Raw genomic sequence first — 19,240 nt, forward strand, 5'->3', positions numbered from 1 at the left:
TAAGGTGAAATCTCAAATCACTTTTACACATGGGTAATAATGTTCGGCTGGGAAGGGGTCTGTGAATTTGTCAGCGTGGCGGAGCAGGGGGGCTTTACCCCGGCCGCGCGCAAGCTCGGGGTCTCGGTGGCCCAGGTGAGCCGTCAGGTGGCGCAGCTGGAAGACCGACTGCAGGCCAAGCTGCTGCTGCGCACCACCCGCCAGGTGCGGCTCACCGAGCTCGGGGAGATCTATTTTCGCCACTGCCGCCAGCTGCTCGACAACCTCTACGAGGCGGAGCTGGCGGTGGGGCGCCATCAGGCGGTGCCGCAAGGGGCCTTGCGCATCACGGCCCCCGTCTCCTACGGCGAGAGCCGCATCGCCCCCCTGGTGAACGACTTTATGGTGCGTTTCCCCCAGCTGGAGGTGACCCTCAACCTCACCAATCAGCTGCTGGATCTGGTGCACGAGGGGTTCGATCTGGCGATCCGCCTCGGCCACCTCAAGGACTCCAGCCTGGTGGCGCGCAAGCTGGCGCAGCGGGTGCCCTATGTGTGCGCCTCCCCGGCCTACACCGCCCGCCATGGCATGCCCAACAGCCTCTCCGAACTTGCCCGTCACACCTGTCTGGTGGGCAACAGCGACGAGTGGCACTTCACCCTGAACGACAAGCCCCACAGCGTGCGGGTACGCGGTCTGCTTCAGTGCAACAGCGGTCACGCCCTGCTGGATGCGGCCCTCAAGGGGATCGGCATCATCCAGCTGCCGGACTACTACGTCAGCGACCACCTCGCCCGGGGGGAGCTTATTGAGTTGCTGCCGGAGCTGCGGGCGCCGGCGGAGGGGATCTGGGCCCTCTATCCTCACAACCGCCACCTCTCCCCCAAGGTGCGGCTGCTGGTGGACTACCTGGCCGAGCGCCTCAGCGATCCCCATCAGCCCGCCCTGGTGCGGCCGGTCGGCTGAGCGTTCAAAAATAAAAGGCCCGCACAAGCGGGCCTTTTTGCATGGCATGAAGGACGGGGCTATTCCCGCTCCTTGACGTAGGGGGTGCCGAGGGCCTTGGGGGCTACCGCCTTGCCGATGAAACCGGCCAGCAGGAAGACCGTCAGGATGTAGGGCAGCGCCTCGATGGCCTGCACCGGGATCGGGAAATCGCCGATGCTGACCCCTTGCAGCCGGATGGCGACCGCGTCGAGGAAGCCGAACAGCAGACAGGCCGCCATGGCGTTCCAGGGGCGCCACTTGCCGAACACCAGGGCCGCCAGCGCCATGAAGCCCTTGCCCGCGCTCATGTTGGGGATGAACTGGGCGGTCTGGGCCACCGCCAGATAGGTGCCCCCGATCCCCGCCAGCAGGCCGCCGATGATGAGAGCGGTGTAGCGCATCCGCACCACGGAGATACCAGCGGTGTCGACCGCCGCCGGGGCTTCGCCCACCGCCCGCAGCCGCAGGCCGAAGCGGGTGCGGAACAGCACCCACCAGGCCAGGGGCACGGCGGCGAAGGCCACGTACTCCAGCAGGGAGTGACCGCTCAAGAGCTCGCTGTAGAGCTGGCCGATGACGGGTACGTCATAGAGCTCCTTGGCATAGGGCAGGTCGATGGGGGCGAAGCGCGCCGCACCGGAGAGCGCCGGGGTCTGGCCCCCCTGATCGAACCAGTAGCGCCCCAGGGTCACGGTGAGACCGGCCGCCAGGATGTTAATGGCCATGCCGCTCACCACCTGATCACCCCGGTGGGTGATGGTGGCGAAGCCGTGCAGCAGTGCGAACAGGATGGAGATCCCCACCCCGACCCCCAGCCCAATCCAGGCGGAACCGGTGACGGCGGCCGCCGCCGCACTGGCGAAGGCGGAGGCCAGCAGCTTGCCCTCCAGGGCGATGTTGACCACCCCGGAGCGTTCACAGAACATCCCGGCCATGGCCGCCAGGATGAGCGGAGGCGCGGTACGAATGGTCGCGTCCAGCATCAGGATCAGCATTTCAAACATGGCTTGGACTCCCTTCGGCTCGCAAAACATCCCCGTCATCCATGGCCGCCAGGATCAGTGGCGGTGCGGTGCGGATGGTGGCATCCAGCATCAGGATCAGCATTTCGAACATGATCAGGCTCCTTTCACTTGGGCGGCCGGGCGGTTGGCAAAGGCCAGATAGGCCTGCTCGATGCGCGGGCGCAGCATGTGCTCCAGGGCGCCGCAGAACAGGATCACCAGACCCTGCAGCACCACGACGATGTTGCGGTCCACCCCGAACTCGAAGCTGAGCTCGGCGCCGCCCTGGTAGAGGAAGCCGAACAGCAGGCTGGCGATGATGACGCCGACCGGGTGGTTGCGGCCCATCAGGGCCACCGCGATGCCGGTGAAGCCGAAGCCTTCCACGAAGTTGAGCTTGATCTGGTGCAGCTCACCCTGCAGCACGTTGAGGGCGAAGAAGCCCGCCAGCATGCCGGAGATCACCATGGCCAGGATCACCACCTTGGGGTAGGAGATACCCGCATAGGCGGAGGCACTCTGGCTTGCGCCCACGGAGCGGATCTCGTAGCCCCAGCGGGTATGCCAGATGAAGACCCACACCAGGGCCGCACAGATCAGCGCCCAGAAGAAGCTGATGTTGAGGGGGCTGTTGGGCATGGCGATGCCGAAACCGGCCGCCAGCTCGCTCATCTTCGGCAGCCAGCTCGCCACGGCGAACACCTTGCTCTCGGTGGCCATGGATCCTGGCGGCTTGAAGACGTCTACCAGCAGGTAGGCCATCAGGGAGGCGGCGATGAAGTTGAACATGATGGTGGTGATGACGATGTGGCTGCCCCGCTTGGCTTGCAGCCAGGCCGGGATGAAGGCCCAGGCCGCGCCGAACAGGCCGCCGGCGATGATGGCGAGCGGCAGCAGCAGGGCGAACGGCAGCACGTCCCCGAGCAGCAGACAGACCAGACCGACCCCGAGGCCGCCGATATAGGCCTGCCCCTCACCGCCGATGTTGAACAGGCCGGCGTGGAAGGCCACCGCCACCGCCAGACCGGTGAAGATGAAACCGGTGGCGTAGTAGAGGGTGAAGCCTATCCCCTCGCCGGTGCCGAAGGCGCCGTACCACATGATTTCGGCTGCCTCGATGGGGCTGATGTCGAGGTAATAGAACAGGATGGCCGACACCAGGAAGGCCAGCAGGATATTGACTGCGGGCAGCACGCCCACGGATATCCAGGCAGGAACACGTGCTTGGCTCATGAATGGGCCTCCTTGATATCGTCGGGGACTGGTGTGTTGACCATCATCAGGCCGAATCCGTTACAAGTGGTTGTGACCTTCATGATGTGGCTCCTTGTGATTGGCTTGCCGCCACGTCGTCAGGAACTATGTTCGCCATCATCAGGCCGATGGTGCGTTCATCCGCCCTGGCACCGTCCAGCTCGCCGACGATGCGGCCATCGGCGATGACCAGAATGCGGTCGGAGAGGCTCATGATCTCGTCCAGCTCCACCGACACCAGCAGCACCGCCTTGCCCTTGTCGCGCATGGCGATGATCTGCTGGTGGATGTACTCGATGGCGCCGATGTCGACGCCCCGGGTCGGCTGGCCGACCAGCAGCACATCCGGGTCCTGCTCCACTTCCCGGGCGATCACCAACTTCTGCTGGTTGCCGCCGGAGAAATTGGCGGTCTTGTGCTCCGGGCTCGGCGGGCGCACGTCCCACTTGTCCATCTTGGCCTGGCAATCCTGGCGGATCGCCTCCTTGTCCTGCAGCCAGCCCTTGTTGTACTGGGCACGGCGGTGATAGCCGAGGATGAAGGCCTCTTTCGCCTCGAAGCGGTTGATGAGCCCCATCTTGTGCCTGTCTTCCGGGATGTGGCCGAGGCCGAAGTTGCGCACCTGTTCCGGATCGGCCGGGTGGCTCTGGCTCACCTCGTGGCGCTGCGCCCCGGCGATGGTGAAGCCGCCCTTGCTGGGCTTGAGGATGCCGCCGAGCATGCTGAGCAGCTCGGACTGGCCGTTGCCGGAGACCCCGGCGATGCCGACCACTTCCCCCGCCCGCACTTCGAAGCTGACGGATTTGACCCGTTCCACCCCGGCGTCATCGACGTAAGAGAGGCCCTCGACCTTGAGCTTGGCCTCGCCCGGCTGGGCGGTGCCCTTGTCGACCTTGAGGCGCACCTTGCGGCCCACCATCAGCTCAGCGAGCTGCTCCTTGTCGGTGTCTTTGGTGGCGACATGGGCCACCATCTCACCCCGGCGCATGATGGAGACCTGATCCGTGATGGCCAGGATCTCCCGCAGCTTGTGGGTGATGAGGATGACGGTCGCCCCCTGATCCCGCAGCTTTTTCAGCACCTCGAACAGGTGATCCGCCTCTTGCGGGGTCAGTACCCCGGTGGGCTCGTCGAGGATCAGGATGCGGGCACCGCGATAGAGCGCCTTGAGGATCTCGACCCGCTGTTGCAGGCCCACCGGCAGATCCTCGACCTTCTCGTGCAGCGGCACCTCGAGACCATAGTCCCGTGCCAGCTCGCCCAGCAGCTTCTCGGCGGCCGCCAGGCTCTTGCCCAGGCGCCAGCCGTTCTCGGCCCCCAGGATGACGTTTTCCAATACGGTAAAGTTGTTCACCAGCATGAAGTGCTGGTGCACCATGCCCACCCCGGCGGCAATCGCATCTTGGGAGCCATGGGGTTTGAACGGATTCCCGTCGATCAGCATCTCGCCTCTGTCGGCGTGGTAGAAGCCGTAAATGATGCTCATCAGGGTCGACTTGCCGGCGCCATTTTCGCCGACGATGCCGTGAATGCTGCCTTTACGAACCTGAAGGTCGATCTGCTTGTTGGCGTAAACCTCGCCAAAGCGCTTATCGATACCTCTTAATTCGATGGCATAGCGATCTGTCTGGTCCATGATGCAGTCCTTGCGGGTCATGAAGTAGAGACTAAAAACCGGCCCGTGCGGGCCGGTCATCACTGGTTGAGAGTCGTAGCAGGGACTCAGTACTTACAGGAGTTGTCGCTCATGTAGTCGTGCACCTTGATCTTGCCGGCGATGATATCGGCCTTGATGCTTTCGACCTTGGCTTTCATCTCCGGGGTGATCAGCTTGGCGTTGTTCTCGTCCAGCGCCCAGTCAACCCCGCCTTCGGCCAGACCCAGGGACTGGATGCCCGGCTTCCAGCTGCCCTTGGCGGCGTCATCCCAGCTCTTGTACGCGGCCAGACCCACGGACTTGACCATGGAGGTCAGCATGGTGCCCGGTTGCAGGTGGTTCTGGTTGGAATCCACACCGATGGCCAGCTTGCCTTCGTCCTTGGCAGCCTGATAGACACCGATACCGGTGCCACCGGCGGCGGCATAGACCACATCGGCGCCCTTGGCGAACTGGGACTTGGCCAGTTCTGCACCCTTGGCCGGGTCGGCGAAGGCTGCCGGGGTGGAGCCGGTCATGTTCTGATAGACGTCGATCTTCGGATTGATGTACTTGGCGCCTTGCTCATAGCCGCACTGGAACTTGCGGATCAGCGGGATGTCCATGCCGCCCACGAAGCCGACCTTGCCGGTCTTGGAGGCGATGGCCGCCAGGGCACCCACCAGGAAGGAACCTTCATGCTCCTTGAAGATGAGGGACTGGACGTTCGGCTTGTCGACCACCATGTCGATGATGGTGAACTGGGTGTCCGGGAACTCGGTGGCGACCTTCTCTACCGCGGAACCCATGTTGAAGCCGACGGCGACGATGGGGCCGTTGCCACGGCTGGCCAGACGACGCAGGCCCTGCTCGCGCTGAGCTTCGTTCTGGGGTTCGAACTCCTTGACCTTGACGCCTTTGTCCTTGTTGTAGACTTCGACGCCGTTGCGGAACACGGCTTCGTTGAAGGACTTGTCGAATTTGCCTGCGGTGTCATAGATGACGGCGGGCTCGGAGGCTGCCTGGGCGGACAGGGCAGCGAGGGTGAGGGCGGCCACGGTGGCCAGCTTGAGCACTTTAGTCACGATCGTATCCTTGATTGTTATGTGAGGGTCCACAACCTGTCTTGGCAGGTCATAAAGCACGCTGGCTAACTGTAAGTGAGCCAGCCCGTTGGTCAAGGGGATCATAGAGGAAAAACGTTTGCGTTAACGGTTTGAAATATAAGCAAATTGCCTTATAAGTATTTGTTTTATGGTGTTTTTGCAGAATTAAATTCCGGGATTAATAGGGCTCGATCGACATTTGTGTTTGAATTCATGACGTTAGGCGCAACCGTTTTCCTCCCCTGATGAAAAAACTGGCTTCCATCGGCACCAGCCCTGCGGCCTCATCGACGCCATGTTGGCGGGCGGGCTGGCTGAGCGCCAGGAGGTCCGCCCGAGGTGTGACAGCCCAAGATGGATGGCTTTTTCCCCTCCCAGGGTCGTCGTCTGTGGCCGTTTTTCCTGCTCGCTCGGGGCCTGCGTGATGGCAAGCACACTCATATGGAAATGCATTGGTGTTTGTCATATGGATACGCTAGGTTATACCCGGATTAACTTGGCCCCCGGGATGGGGCCGTATTTTTTACATTTGTTCGGGTGATAAAAATGAAAAAAAACGTGCTGAGTATGGCAGTGGCTTGTGTGTTGTCCGGTGTCATGTTGACCGCTTGCGGGGGTGGTGGTGACGATAACGGTGGCGGCAGCAATGGTGGCAACAATGGCGGTGGCACCGACACCGGCAGCAAGCCTCTTCACACTGCCGTCTTCCTGGATTCCGTCGTGGGTGGCCTCGACTATCGGTGCAACGATTACACCGGTGTCACCAATGCCAAGGGTGAATTCCTGTTTGATGATGGCGACACCTGCGAATTCGCATTGGGCAACCAACGCCTGGGGGCGGTGACCCTCAAGGCGGGCAACTCGCTGGTGACCCCTTACACCCTGGCGGGTGACGACAAGGAGAAAGCGATCCGCATTGCGGCATTGCTGCAGACGCTCGACAGCGACAGCAATCCGGAGAACGGCATCACCCTCGACAAGGCGCAGGTCGCGCAACTGGGGATCGTCGAACTGGGTAGCGATGACGCCTTCAACACCTCCCTGGTCGAGGCGCTGAAAACAGCGGGCCTCACCAAGGCCGTCGTCTCTCTGGCTGCGGCGAAAGCCCACCTCTCCGCCACCCTGGCTGGCGTCAATGGCCGCTCCGTGGCGGTCGACAAGGTGCTGAGCGATCTGCAGGGACTGACCGATCTGAAAAACCTGGACGTCGAGAGCAAGTTCAAGGAGTACAAGGAGACCCTGCAGGCCGAGACCGGTGAGAGCGGCAAGGCCGATCGCCAGATCGTGCTGGCCATGCTGACCATGCTGGAGGTGACCAACAACCCCGTGGTGGCTGAACGCCTGGCCTTCACCTCGTCCGCCATTGGCAGTGGTTACAGCACCAGCCTGGCCAAGGTGATGGATGTCATCATCCATACCCCCGGCACCGCCTCCGTGGCGCTCAAAGGTGGCAAGGGATATACCCGTGACGTGGCCAAGCTGATGGGCGCCTATGCCGACAGCCTGGAAAACGTCGCGGCTGCCCTGGCCGATATCCAGGATCCGGATTACAGCGCCACCTATGGCGATGACGATACCGTCACCCTCAACCTCGACGGTGCCAAGGCCCTGCGGGCGTCGGCGATGGCGATGGCATCGGCCCTCAACATCGCCGCCTCCTACCAGTACGGTCCGGACAGCGCCTATGTCACCCAGCAGGAAGAAGTGACCTTGCCGCGTATGCACATCAAGGACACCTGGGGCATGCAGCCGACTACCACCTATGAAGAGAGCAGCAGCACCTTCGAGACCCAGTTCAGTCAGCAGGAAATCGAGCCGGATGCGCTGGTGGCGCACGCCGATTTCTTCCGTTTGACCGACGATGCCAAAGCACGGTTGGCCAAGGCCAAGTCGCAGTTGAAGGATGCGGTGAGCCTCGCTCTGACCATCGATCAGAGCAAGCTGGACGAGTCGTTGACCCAGGATGAGATCGAGGCCAATACCGCGACCCTCAAGGAGCTGGCGAACCACTTTGCAGGCACTGTGCCCACTATCCAGTGGGAAAGCGTCGAGACCCGATACGTCAATACCGGCATGGGCTGGCAGCCTCAAGAGGTGGGGGTGAAGTACAACATCAATGTGCTGCCGTTCTTCGATGAGATGCTGGATCGCAGTGACATGACCATCAAGGTGACCGGCGGCTGTGATGGCGCCGTGGGGGCGCGGGATGCCGAGCTGTCCAAGGCCATGGGAGAGCCCATGTGTCTCATCACGAGCGACGAGTTCAAGGCACTTGCCCAGAGCGATCGCGGCGCACTGAAGTACATCGGCTGGATGCAGGAAGATCAGGAGAGCCACACCGCCATCTATGCCAAGGGGGTGGGTTATGACTGGTCAACCCAGATGACGCCGGTGGCCGGGTCGACCTTTGACAAGGTATTCGTCTCCTGTACCGACCTGGATGACAACAAGGTCAGCTGTGCCGATCAGCTGTAAACCAGTGGGAGCGCTCCTGACGGGGGCGCTCCTGTTGTGGATGCCGGTGGCACAGGCTGCCGGCATGCTGACGCGCTACACCGATTATCGGGAGCGTGTCTTCGATCGTCAGGGTCAGTTGCAATATCAATTGACCACCCACGAATACTTGCAGCGGATGCCCAGCGGGCGTCCGTCATTGTCCAGTCTGTTTGCGTTGCGAGAGATGCAACGAGCATCACTGCAGCTCAAGCAGGGCACCTTGATGGTGAATGACGTCATCGTGCGCTTCGAGCATGGGCATTATCAGGACGGCATGCTGGTGATGGGGAACACGGAAGTGACCCTGCCTGAGGGCCGCATGCTGGCCGCTTCACTTCGATTTGATCCCGTCCAGCAGGTGCTGGATGCCCCCCGCGCCCGGTTGCTCAGCTTTTCCGGTGAGGTACTGGGCCAATACCGGAACTATCACCGCCCCCTTCGTTGATCCTGCCGGTTGGTCTCTGGCGGCTCAGGCCGTATAATCCCCGCCTGTATAAATAAACAGGAGTGGTGATGGACGTTTCAACCCTGCTCGACGGGCTCAACGACAAGCAAAGAGATGCCGTTGCGGCGCCCCGCAGCAACCTGCTGGTGCTGGCCGGTGCCGGCTCGGGCAAGACCCGGGTGCTGGTGCACCGTATCGCCTGGCTGATGCAGGTGGAACGCTGTTCACCCTTCTCCATCATCGCGGTCACCTTTACCAACAAGGCGGCGGCCGAGATGCGCGGCCGGGTCGAGAAGGTGATCGGTGACGGCGTGCGCGGCATGTGGATCGGCACCTTCCACGGCATCGCCCACCGCTTGCTGCGGGCCCACCATCTGGATGCGGGGCTGCCGCAGGATTTCCAGATCCTCGACTCCGACGACCAGTACCGCCTCATTCGCCGGGTGCTCAAGGCGCTCAACCTCGACGAGAAGCACTGGGCTCCCCGCGCCGTGATGGGCTACATCAACGGCAAGAAGGACGAGGGCTTGCGCCCCGGCGACATCGACCTTTACGGCGACCCCGTCACCCGCACCTATCAGCAGATCTACAAGACCTACCAGGAGACCTGCGATCGCTCCGGGCTGGTGGATTTTGCCGAGCTGCTGCTGCGCGCCCACGAGCTGTGGCTCAACAAGCCCCACATCCTCGAGCACTACCGGGATCGCTTCCAGAACATCCTGGTGGACGAGTTCCAGGATACCAACGGCATCCAGTACGCCTGGCTTCGCATGCTGGCAGGTGATTCCGGCAAGGTGATGATCGTCGGCGACGATGACCAGTCCATCTACGGCTGGCGCGGCGCCAAGATCGAGAACATCCAGCGCTTCCTGACCGACTATCAGGGGGCCGAAACCATCCGCCTGGAGCAGAACTACCGCTCCACCGCCAATATCCTCAAAGCCGCCAACAGCGTCATCGCCAACAACGCCGAGCGCCTTGGCAAGGAGCTGTGGACCGAGGGAGCCGAGGGGGAGCCGATTTCGCTCTACGCCGCCTTCAACGAGGTGGACGAGGCCCGCTTCGTGGTCGGCCGCCTCAAGGATTGGAAAGAGAAAGGCGGTTTGCTGGCCGACTGCGCCATCCTCTATCGCTCCAACGCCCAGTCGCGGGTGCTGGAAGAGGCGCTGATGCAGGACGCCATGCCCTATCGCATCTACGGCGGCTTGCGCTTCTTCGAGCGGCAGGAAATCAAGGACGCCATGGCTTACCTGCGCCTTATCAACAACCGGGGCGACGACGCCAGCTTCGAGCGGGTGGTCAATACGCCGACCCGCGGCATCGGCGATCGCACCCTCGAGATATTGCGCAATAACGCCCGGGATCAGGGCCAGAACCTGTGGCAATCGGCCAAGACCCTGCTGGGCGACAAGGTGCTGACCGGTCGCGCCGGCAACGCGGTGCGCGGCTTTGTCGAGCTGATCGACGCGCTGGAGGAGCAGGTCTCCCTGCTGCCCCTGCACCAGCAAGCGGATATCGCCATCCAGCACTCTGGCCTCAAGGCGATGTATCTGGCGGAAAAAGGCGAGAAATCACAGGCGCGGGTAGAGAACCTGGACGAACTGGTCACCGCCTGCCGCCAGTACCAGCGCCCGGACGAGCTGGAGGACATGAGCGATCTCTCCGCCTTCCTCGCCCATGCGGCGCTGGAATCCGGGGAGAATCAGGCGGACGAATATGCCGACGCGGTGCAGCTGATGACATTGCACAGCGCCAAGGGCTTGGAGTTCCCGCTGGTGCTGCTGGTCGGCGTCGAAGAGGGCATGTTCCCCAGCCAGCAATCCACCGAGGAGTCGGGCCGGCTGGAGGAGGAGCGGCGCCTCTGTTACGTCGGCATGACCCGCGCCATGGAGAAGCTCTACATCTGTTATGCGGAGAGCCGCCGCATCTATGGCCGCGAGATGTTCCACAAGCCGAGCCGCTTTATCCGCGAGATGCCCGCCGAGTGTCTGGAAGAGATCCGGCTGCGCACTCAGGTGAGCCGCCCCACCCAGTACGGCCGCTTCAGCCAGAACGAGGTGCAGCAGAGCTTCGACGCCAGCGGCATCAAGCTCGGTCAGCGGGTGCTCCATCCGAAATTCGGCGAAGGGATCGTGCTCAACTTCGAGGGGGTCGGCCAGCAGAGCCGGGTGCAGATCCAGTTCGACGAGGTCGGCGCCAAGTGGCTGGTGACGGCGTATGCCCGCCTTGAGGCTCTCTGATTTCTTCCGCTTTTTGATGTGACCAACCCGGCTTTAGGCCGGGTTGGTTTTATCTATCGCTTTAGTGATGCAGTCGCCTGAATGGGCTTCAAGGTTCACAACAGCTCTAGTTGACATGTCATCAAACACATAAGAAAACGTTTTCCTGAAAAAAATAAGCAAAAAACCTTCTTTGTTGTGCCTAATTGTGCTTGTATCAACATACTGACTTCGCAGCGATGCACGTATAAGAATATTGGAGAGGGAGATTGGCATGTTATTGACATTTGCAATAACAAACTACAAAGGCTTTCGAGATAAACAAGAATTTAATCTTGTCGCTACTTCAGGGAGTGAATCTTTAGAACATGTATATGAAACTGACAGCGCATTAAAAATTAATAAATGTGCATGCCTTGTAGGCCCTAATGGTTCAGGCAAAACTCACCTACTCGAAGCCTTACATACATTTACAACAGCAATTAAAAGCCCAGAAAAAGTCGGCGATGCACATGCACCATTTATGTTGGATTCATCTAGTTTTGAAAAACCGACAGAATATGAAGTGTTACTCTTTGATACCACAAACAATCGGTTTATTAACTACGGCTTCTCCATATTCAGGGGTAATGTAATAAATGAATTCTTATTTTCTAGAAATAATAAGAAGTCATCTAAAAGCCAAAAAATTTTTGTTAGAGAAGACGGCTCTATTAAATTTACTGCAAGATATAAATCTCTTGAGACTTTACTGTCTGGAACTCTGAGTCAATCAGGATTAATTGCCAACTACGCCCAATCACTAAAAAATGATGTGCTGAGCCATCTCTATAATTGGGCAAAAAATTTGTGCATGTTCAGACCAAGTCTATATCATAAAAACTCATTGAAAGGTATTGAGGAAATCTTGGATAGTAGCACTGGTGATACAAGTGTCAGCTATGCAAAGTTTTGGAATAGACAGCTAACTAAAGCATCATCAATGCTCGCTTCACTATCCATTCCCGTTAACAAGCTATCTGTTAAAAGAGATCATGAAGGTAAAGCGAAATTATTCATTAGCCATAAGAGAAATGACGGAAAACCATATGATCTATCAATTGATGATGCATCCGATTTTTTCTCTAAAGGAAGCTTTGCCATAATAATCATGGTGATCTTCTTTTTGATTACAGATTTACCGGATGAAGACATTACTTTTATTGTCGATGAGTATGATGGTTCTCTTCATCATAAGCTTTCATTAGAGATGATGTCTTTATTATTTAAGGCTAGCAGTAAAATACGCCAGACAATTATTGCCACTCACGATATATTGCTATTGGATAGTGGTTTTAGGCGCGATTCAATATTCTTCGTGGAGAAGAGTGATGACTTTTCAAGTCACATAAGTAGACTATCAGACTTTCCTATCAGGAAAGACGCCAAAATATCTAACAAATATTTAAGCTCTGAATTTGGAGCACTTCCAAAATTACTTAGTGGATCTTGAAGGTAAGGAGTTGTCGCATAAAATGCCTAATTTGATCGATTTGGTTGGTTCTTTTGACAACTCGGAAAGTCCACGCCAATCTCTATATTCGATAGGAAAATTAAGGGATAAAATAAAATCAACCAATAAGGTGGTTTTTTTTACTGGCGCTGGATTTTCTAAGGCGTGGAGTGAATCCTACCCAGCGGGATTTGAGCTATTTAGCATTGCTGATGTAAGTGATCGTAATTATAACTTTTTTTATTTTGCTAAAGAAATGGGGATATTATTTCCCGAGCGAGAAAACTTTGACGATGACTATGCTTTTTCTAAAGCATGCTATGAATTTTTTAAAAACATAAAGTTTCACTTGGATATTTATAATAGATACCCTAGTCTAATGGCATCTTTTTTAGATAGAACAACAATCTTTGCTCTCGAAAGAGAGATAATTGATTTTATTAAAGCACGATTTTCTAGTTTTGTCGGTGAGTCAGAATTAACACCAGATCGTCCAGCAGATAACGAGCTCAGTGAGCAAGCTAAAAATCTTATTGAGTTCTTTAATTCATTTATTAGTGAAGATAAAGAAGTTAGTTTTGTAACAACAAACTATGATTTTGTCATTGAGAAAATCCTCGATTCAAAAAACAGAGATGACATATGTCTCAATCGAGGGTTAATAAATCTTATCGATTTCTCTGCAAAGAGATGGACAAAAAACAGAGTCAGTTTATTCAAAATAAATGGCGGTTTTGAGATTGATGGATGCAATGACTCAATTAATATCAACTATTCATTTGCTAATTCTAAATCTAATATCATTCTTCCATCACAGGAACAAAACTATGATAGCAAATATTTCAAGAGTGTATTTTTGAAATCAGCTAGCAAGCTACGAGATGCGAATTTACTTGTTTTTATTGGCTACTCACTTCCTACTGAAGATCACACGATAAGGTTTCTTTTAAAGAATTTCATTGATTCTAGGCATACTGACAAAGAAATTATTGTGGTAGGCCGCTCAGCCTCTTCAGCAAAGAGAATCAGAGACAATGTTGCTCTTTTATATCCTCAATTAGAGAGTGAAGAAGCTATATTCGCTCTTGATGGTTCATTTAATGAACTTGTGAAAGAAAGAATATGAAAATAATCAACTATTCGGTAATCATTACATTTCGGTAAATAGAGAGAATCAAAAACCCAGCCGTCAGGCGCGGCGGCCGGGTGAACTGTAAAGAGTAGGGTGACAGGGAAAGGGATTAGCCTAGTCTAATCAACTCGATGGGGGCGTAGCGCTCCCCGGAGTTTGCCAGCAGGGCCGTAGGTTCGATTAGCGAAGCGTAATCGGACGATCGCGTAAGACATTCGCGTAATCGGACGCTTACAACGGAACAACCCTTTTATGGGTTTACTCCAATCCCCCCAACGCCCCATCCACCGACCCGCACCAATCCGGCGGATAGACGCGGCTCGCCACGTAACGATGGAAGGTGGAGTAGGGCCAATCGGCCACCCGGGTGACATGACCATGTTTGAGGGGGTTGATATGGACATAATCCATATGGTGGCGGTAATCCCGCTCATCCCGGATCAGGTGTTCCCAATAATGGCGTTGCCAGATGCCCCGCTCCCCGTGGCGTAGCCGGGTCTGGCTGCGGCGCTCGTTGACCGGCAAGGCGCGGGAGAAATGGCTTTTAATGAGCCGCCACCGCAGGGGGAAATCGGTGTCCCCTTCCGGCAGAGAGAGAATGCAGTGGAGATGGTCGGGCAACACCACCCAAGCGTGGATGGCGAAGGGGTGAGCCTGCTGCACCTTGGCAACGCTGTGGCGCAGCAGGTCGATCTGCTCCACCAGCAATCGGTTGTTGCGCCGCTCCAGCAGGTTGACGGTAAAGAACCAGGTTCCGCCGGGCCACCATGCCCGCCGCCAGTTGGCCATGCATTTCCCCTATCTTCGGCAGAAAAGCCAAGCATAGCCTTGCCGCCCGGCGATCCGTTCGTGGGCCCCGTCGCGCGGTTGTCAGATGATGGGATGGACCGGTGACGCGATCGTTCGATTGTCCGATTGTCCGATGACGTGAACGTCCGATTACGCGATCGTCTTACGCGATCGTCCGATTACGCTTCGCTAATCGAACCTACATGCAGGCGGGTTGCAACAGGTGAATGCCTCACACTCCCGCCTGTCGGGCTCACCGCAACTGAAACGCCTTGACGAGAAATTCGATAAAGAGCCGCACGTTGCGGGACTGCTCCTTGTGGAAGGGGTAGACGGCGAAGAGGGCGTGGGGGTCGGGTTGCCAGTCGGGGATCAGTCTGACCAGGGTGCCGTCCGACAGGTCGTTCGACACGAATTCATCCGGTACCAGGATCACCCCGAGCCCCTGCACCGCCGCCTGTTTCAGGGCGATGCCGTTGTTGGCGCAGAAGCTGGCGGGGGGCAGCTCCACCGCCACGCTCTCCGCGTCCCGGGTGAAGAACCACTTGTTGGGGGAGGAGGAGAGGCTGTAGCGCAGGCAGTTGTGGGCCTTGAGATCTGCAGGGTGGGCGGGTTGGCCCGCCTCCTTCAGGTAATCGGGGGCGGCGCAGAGCACCCGCTGCACCTCGCACAGGGGTTTGGCGCGCAGGGTAGAGTCCTCCAGGGTGCCAGCCCCCCGGATCACCACGTCCAGCCCCTGATCCACCAGATCCATGTAGGCGTCGCTCAGGATCACCTCGATGCCGATTTCCGGATAGCGGCGTTGGAATTCGCAGACAAGGGGATTGAGGCGGATCAGCCCGTAGGACATGGGCATGCCGATCCTCAGCCTGCCCCTGGGGGTGAAGGAGGCGGCCATGATGGACTGGTCGGCTGCCTCCAGGCTGTCCAGCACGGCGCATATCTGGCCGTAATAGGCCATGCCGGATTCGGTGACGCTCAGCCGCCGGGTGGTGCGGTTGATGAGGGCGATGCCGAGATAGGCCTCCAGCTCGTTGATGTTCTTGCTGACCGCCGCCTGGGAGAGGCGCAGGTCGTCCGCCGCCGCCCTGAAGGTGCCCATTTCCACCACCCGGCGAAAGACATTCAGCGCCGTGATCTTGTTCATCCTGCCCCCGTTAATTCACTAATGGTAAATGATGGCGCCATCATTGCGCACTTTTATCACAATAGTGCGGATCCCCGGGGTGTCCACCCCCCATCCCCCGCCAGACAGAGAGTTGCCGGTGGTAGAGCGGCCCGGATCATGGCCCTCCGGGGCGTGGCGGGCCCGGCAGAGACGCAGACGAAAGAGAGGCGATGGGCCCAGGGCACCTCGGCCCCGAGGCGGCAGGCATAGCAGGCATAAAAGCAGGCGGCAGGGCCCGGGCCCCGCCGCCAGATGGCACGCACCGGCTTACTGCACCTTGCCGGGGGCGGGGGGCAGGGTGATGCCGACATCGGCCCAGGGGTTGGTGCCGAGCAGGTGGGCGTGGGGCACGTCGGCCTGGTAGCGCATGGTGAATGCTTTGGGGCCGTGGGCGAAGGCCACCAGCAGCCCCTGTTTTGCGTCCATCAACCCGGCGTGCATGCCGAGCCCGTGATAGCTGATCCGCACGGCCTTGTCCTCCAGGCCCACCTTGTCTATCTGGAAGCGGGCGATGCTGCCGTCTTTGAGGGTAAAGCCCCAGCGGAAGGGGCCGCCGCTGACCACCGTCATCACCTCGTCGATGTCGGTGCCGTCCTCGGCGGAGTTGACGTGCATGCGGCCATATTTGCCGAGCACGGCGCTGCGGGTGCGCTCGTCCAGCGCCATCAGGTCATAGACCTTGGGGTAGGGGCCGACGCCGGTCTCCTCGGTGGCGACGCCGCCTCCTTGCACCGCGGGCGCGCGCCCTGCGAGCCTGGCCTGCTCCAGCAGCTCCCCCTGACTCAGATTGAAGGCCGAGATCAGGGCGCCGTGCTCCGCTTTGGTCAACGCGCGGCGGTGAGAGGCTTCAAGCAGCGGCCTGGCGGCGTCGGGAATGTCGACGGTAACCACGTTGACGCCGATGGGGTTGAGCGCCTTGTTGACCGCTTCGATGCCGGTCACGGCGGGGCGGCCATCGCTGAACTGCACCGAGACGATGTCACCGGCGAAGGTGTTGAAAGAGAAGGCCGAGGCGAGGGTGCCGGCCAGCAACGGGATAGGGGTGAGTTTCATACAAGACTCCTCGTTAAGGTTCGAGAAGCAGTCTAGGGCGGCGATGTGTTCACTGAAATGACACTCGGATGATATGAAAATTCACTGAAAGTAATGAATCGTGGGGGTCAGGGTCGTCGGCCCGCCCCGGGGGAGATCGCCCTCTGCCAGAGGGTGTGAGCCCGGCTGACGCAACGGGGCCCGGCTTGTGGTATGACTCGGGGCGTCATCAAACATAACCTGTCGGAGGACGAGACAATGCTGGCGTTGATCACCACGGCGCACCACACCTGTTACCCCAATCCCATCGCCTTTCGGGCCGGTGAGCGGGTGCGCATCGGCCACGAGGACGACGAGTTCCCGGGCTGGGTGCGCACCTTTACCGCAGACGGCAACGAGGGGTGGGCGCCCCTGTCCCTGCTGACCCCGATCAGCGCCGGGGAGGCGCAGGCGCGCCAGGACTATACCGCCCGCGAGCTGGACGTGGCGGTGGGGGAGCGGGTTCGAGTGGATCGGGAGATGGCAGGCTGGCTCTGGGTTCACAACGAAGCGGGGGGCTCAGGCTGGATACCGGCAAGCTGCATCGCCTCGCCCTCATAAGGTGCAGCGGCTCGGAGAAGGAATAGAGAGCGGAGAGAGAAACCCGGCCAGCGAAGGGCAGCGCGGCCGGGTGAATTGTAAAGAGTAGGGTGACGGAAAACGGGATCAGCCTAGTCTAATCAACTCGATGGGGGCGTAGCGTTCCTGGCTGTTTGTCAGCAGCACGCACTTCTCATGTTCCGCCTCATAGGGGGTCAGGTTGTCGGTGTGCGCCTCCTTGAGGGTGTCGACTGCGCCGGTGGCGGCAATCATCACCCGTTGGCCCAGGGTCAGCACATTGCGGTTTCGATCGTAGATCTTCATGGCATTCTCCTTGTGGGATGGGTGCCCCGGCCCGTGCCGGGGCAACGGGCTCCAGACTACGCCCCTCGAAAAACGAGATGTCTGTCACAGATCAAAAAAAGGGGAAAGAGGGACTCGGGGCGGCGACGGGGTATGGCGCTCTGGCCTCGCAGCTCGCCGGTGATCGCCACTGCCTGTCGCAGGGCAAGGAGGGCGCCCCCGCTTTTCATCCCCTCGGGCTCGAACTGCAAGGGGGATGCGCTATAGTGGAGCCGCTCGTTTTACTGCCTTCAACCAACCGAGAGTGCATTATGAATCGTGAAATTGCCGCCCAGTTCATCAAGATGCTGACCAATCTGGACCAGTGCCTGGCCAAGGCCGAGGCCCACGCCGAGGCGAAGAAGTTCAACGTGGAGAACTTCTTCAATGAGCGCCTCATCGTCGACATGCTGCCCCTGAGCAAGCAGGTGCTGATCTGCTGTGACAGCGCCCGCGCCGTGGTGGCCACCGCCAGCCTGAGCGAGCCGCCGGTGCTGGGGGATGATCCCAAGACCATGGCGGATCTGCGCGCCCACGTGGCCAAGACCATCGCCTACCTGCAAGGCAAGCTGGACGCCGATTTCAGCCAGTATGCGAGCGGCCACTACTACCCCTACTGGGCCGGTGGCAAGGGGATGGACGGCCATAGCTGCGTGCATGAGTACGGCATCCCGAACTTCTACTTCCACCTCACCATGACCTATGCCCTGCTGCGCCAGGCCGGGGTGGATCTGGGCAAGCGGGATTACCTGGGCGGTCTGAACCTGCAATAAGCCGTGCTTCAGCGACGACAAAGCCTGCCCCCTGGCAGGCTTTGTCGTTTTCGGCCCGGCTCAGCGCCCCAGGTTGTCGGCCAGTTGTTTGGCGCGACTTGCGGCCCACTGATCGATCATTTTCTCCATCTCCAGGGCGGTGATGGGGGAATCCTTGTGGGTGGTGTCCGGGCTCTCGCGGGCGTCCATCACCCGCACCAGCAGCTTGCCGCTCTGGGCGTCGAGCAACTGTGCCATGCTGCCCACCTTGAGCAGATAGGGCTCCTTGCCTATTACCTCGCGGGTGACGTTGATGGCGATCTTGGCGGGCAGCAGATCCCGCAGCTTGGGGTCGGGCCGGGTCAGGTCGAAGTTGGTGATGGCCGCCTGCACCCGCATCACGCCGGGACCGGGTTCGGTAGCCATCTTGACGCCCTGCTTCATCAGCTCCCGCTGGAAGGTGGCGTGGTAGTAGCGGCCGATCTCGTTCTGCTCGTTGGCGGTCAGCAGATACCACTGGCCGTTCTCCTGGCGGATGAATTGCAAGGGGTCGAGCAGCACCTGATGGTACTGGCGCAGATCCACGCCGGGCTCCTTGTAGATGCGCTGGTTGGGGTTGCTCTCGCTTTGCTGGAAGGCCGTGAGCGGGATCGCCTGCAGGCTGTGGGTGACCTGGTTCTTCACGGCGCACCCGCCCAGCAGGGCGGCGGCCATGGTCATCATCAAGACTCGTTTCATGGGGGCTCCTGGCGGTGGATGGTCGCTGCAAGAGCGCAGCCCGCCCTGCCCACAGAGATACCTGATCAGGCCCCTCTCTCACAAGGGGTA

At 59.0% G+C, this 19,240-nt stretch carries 17 protein-coding genes; 8 read left to right on the plus strand and 9 right to left on the minus strand.

Annotated elements, in window-relative coordinates; translation table 11 throughout:
* The first annotated feature begins 39 nt into the window (after positions 1-39).
* On the plus strand, positions 40-945 hold the full coding sequence (locus AB5Y54_RS13890; protein ID WP_368153928.1) for a LysR substrate-binding domain-containing protein: 906 nt from the start codon (positions 40-42) through the stop codon (positions 943-945).
* A gap of 59 nt (positions 946-1,004) precedes the next feature.
* Here AB5Y54_RS13890 and AB5Y54_RS13895 read toward each other — a convergent pair whose 3' ends face one another.
* The 4 genes from AB5Y54_RS13895 to AB5Y54_RS13910 form a co-directional block, all read right to left on the minus strand.
* Positions 1,005-1,970: an ABC transporter permease gene (locus tag AB5Y54_RS13895; RefSeq protein ID WP_010672471.1), complete on the minus strand. Its 966-nt coding sequence runs from the start codon at positions 1,968-1,970 to the stop codon at positions 1,005-1,007.
* Between the two features lie 114 nt (positions 1,971-2,084).
* Positions 2,085-3,203, minus strand: a complete 1,119-nt coding sequence (locus AB5Y54_RS13900) for an ABC transporter permease (RefSeq protein ID WP_010672473.1) — start codon at positions 3,201-3,203, stop codon at positions 2,085-2,087.
* A gap of 79 nt (positions 3,204-3,282) precedes the next feature.
* Complete coding sequence (locus tag AB5Y54_RS13905; protein ID WP_041215789.1) at positions 3,283-4,860, minus strand: ABC transporter ATP-binding protein; 1,578 nt, start codon at positions 4,858-4,860, stop codon at positions 3,283-3,285.
* Between the two features lie 86 nt (positions 4,861-4,946).
* Positions 4,947-5,945, minus strand: a complete 999-nt coding sequence (locus AB5Y54_RS13910; protein WP_223932286.1) for a BMP family protein — start codon at positions 5,943-5,945, stop codon at positions 4,947-4,949.
* 588 nt (positions 5,946-6,533) lie between these two features.
* Between AB5Y54_RS13910 and AB5Y54_RS13915 the strand changes: the two genes are divergently transcribed.
* The 5 genes from AB5Y54_RS13915 (at position 6,534) to AB5Y54_RS13935 (ending at position 13,744) form a co-directional block, all read left to right on the plus strand.
* Positions 6,534-8,441 carry a hypothetical protein gene (locus AB5Y54_RS13915; protein WP_146042886.1) on the plus strand — a complete coding sequence of 636 codons (1,908 nt, stop codon included), beginning with the start codon at positions 6,534-6,536 and terminating at the stop codon, positions 8,439-8,441.
* 4 nt (positions 8,442-8,445) lie between these two features.
* Positions 8,446-8,907 (plus strand): hypothetical protein, encoded by a 462-nt coding sequence (locus AB5Y54_RS13920; RefSeq protein WP_155488294.1) that lies wholly within the window; start codon positions 8,446-8,448, stop codon positions 8,905-8,907.
* Positions 8,908-8,975: 68 nt separating this feature from the next.
* Entirely contained in the window at positions 8,976-11,147 is a 2,172-nt protein-coding gene (gene uvrD / locus AB5Y54_RS13925) for a DNA helicase II (protein ID WP_368153930.1), read from the plus strand.
* Between the two features lie 253 nt (positions 11,148-11,400).
* Entirely contained in the window at positions 11,401-12,618 is a 1,218-nt protein-coding gene (locus AB5Y54_RS13930; RefSeq protein WP_209794839.1) for an ATP/GTP-binding protein, read from the plus strand.
* A 22-nt stretch (positions 12,619-12,640) separates the two neighbouring features.
* Positions 12,641-13,744, plus strand: a complete 1,104-nt coding sequence (locus tag AB5Y54_RS13935) for an SIR2 family protein (protein WP_209794840.1) — start codon at positions 12,641-12,643, stop codon at positions 13,742-13,744.
* Positions 13,745-14,008: 264 nt separating this feature from the next.
* On the opposite strand, the gene AB5Y54_RS13940 is transcribed toward AB5Y54_RS13935, so the two are convergent.
* The 3 genes from AB5Y54_RS13940 to AB5Y54_RS13950 all read right to left on the minus strand — a co-directional run bounded on the left by AB5Y54_RS13940 (position 14,009) and on the right by AB5Y54_RS13950 (position 16,760).
* The gene (locus AB5Y54_RS13940; RefSeq protein WP_368153931.1) at positions 14,009-14,539 is read right to left on the minus strand and encodes a transposase; all 531 of its coding nucleotides are present in this window, start codon (positions 14,537-14,539) and stop codon (positions 14,009-14,011) included.
* Between the two features lie 253 nt (positions 14,540-14,792).
* Positions 14,793-15,686: a LysR family transcriptional regulator gene (locus AB5Y54_RS13945; protein WP_368153932.1), complete on the minus strand. Its 894-nt coding sequence runs from the start codon at positions 15,684-15,686 to the stop codon at positions 14,793-14,795.
* Positions 15,687-15,974: 288 nt separating this feature from the next.
* The gene (locus AB5Y54_RS13950; protein ID WP_368153934.1) at positions 15,975-16,760 is read right to left on the minus strand and encodes a hypothetical protein; all 786 of its coding nucleotides are present in this window, start codon (positions 16,758-16,760) and stop codon (positions 15,975-15,977) included.
* 237 nt (positions 16,761-16,997) lie between these two features.
* On the opposite strand from AB5Y54_RS13950, the gene AB5Y54_RS13955 reads away from it, so the two are divergent.
* Positions 16,998-17,339 (plus strand): SH3 domain-containing protein, encoded by a 342-nt coding sequence (locus AB5Y54_RS13955; protein ID WP_368153935.1) that lies wholly within the window; start codon positions 16,998-17,000, stop codon positions 17,337-17,339.
* 105 nt (positions 17,340-17,444) lie between these two features.
* On the opposite strand, the gene ydfZ is transcribed toward AB5Y54_RS13955, so the two are convergent.
* Positions 17,445-17,642 carry a putative selenium delivery protein YdfZ gene (gene ydfZ / locus AB5Y54_RS13960; RefSeq protein ID WP_010672483.1) on the minus strand — a complete coding sequence of 66 codons (198 nt, stop codon included), beginning with the start codon at positions 17,640-17,642 and terminating at the stop codon, positions 17,445-17,447.
* Between the two features lie 290 nt (positions 17,643-17,932).
* Between ydfZ and AB5Y54_RS13965 the strand changes: the two genes are divergently transcribed.
* On the plus strand, positions 17,933-18,433 hold the full coding sequence (locus tag AB5Y54_RS13965) for a DUF1993 domain-containing protein (protein WP_103244059.1): 501 nt from the start codon (positions 17,933-17,935) through the stop codon (positions 18,431-18,433).
* A 60-nt stretch (positions 18,434-18,493) separates the two neighbouring features.
* On the opposite strand, the gene AB5Y54_RS13970 is transcribed toward AB5Y54_RS13965, so the two are convergent.
* Positions 18,494-19,150 (minus strand): DUF3313 domain-containing protein, encoded by a 657-nt coding sequence (locus AB5Y54_RS13970; RefSeq protein ID WP_053288840.1) that lies wholly within the window; start codon positions 19,148-19,150, stop codon positions 18,494-18,496.
* Between the last annotated feature and the right edge of the window lie 90 nt (positions 19,151-19,240).

The organism is Aeromonas sp. s9 (assembly GCF_040907765.1).
Lineage (GTDB): Bacteria > Pseudomonadota > Gammaproteobacteria > Enterobacterales > Aeromonadaceae > Aeromonas > Aeromonas caviae.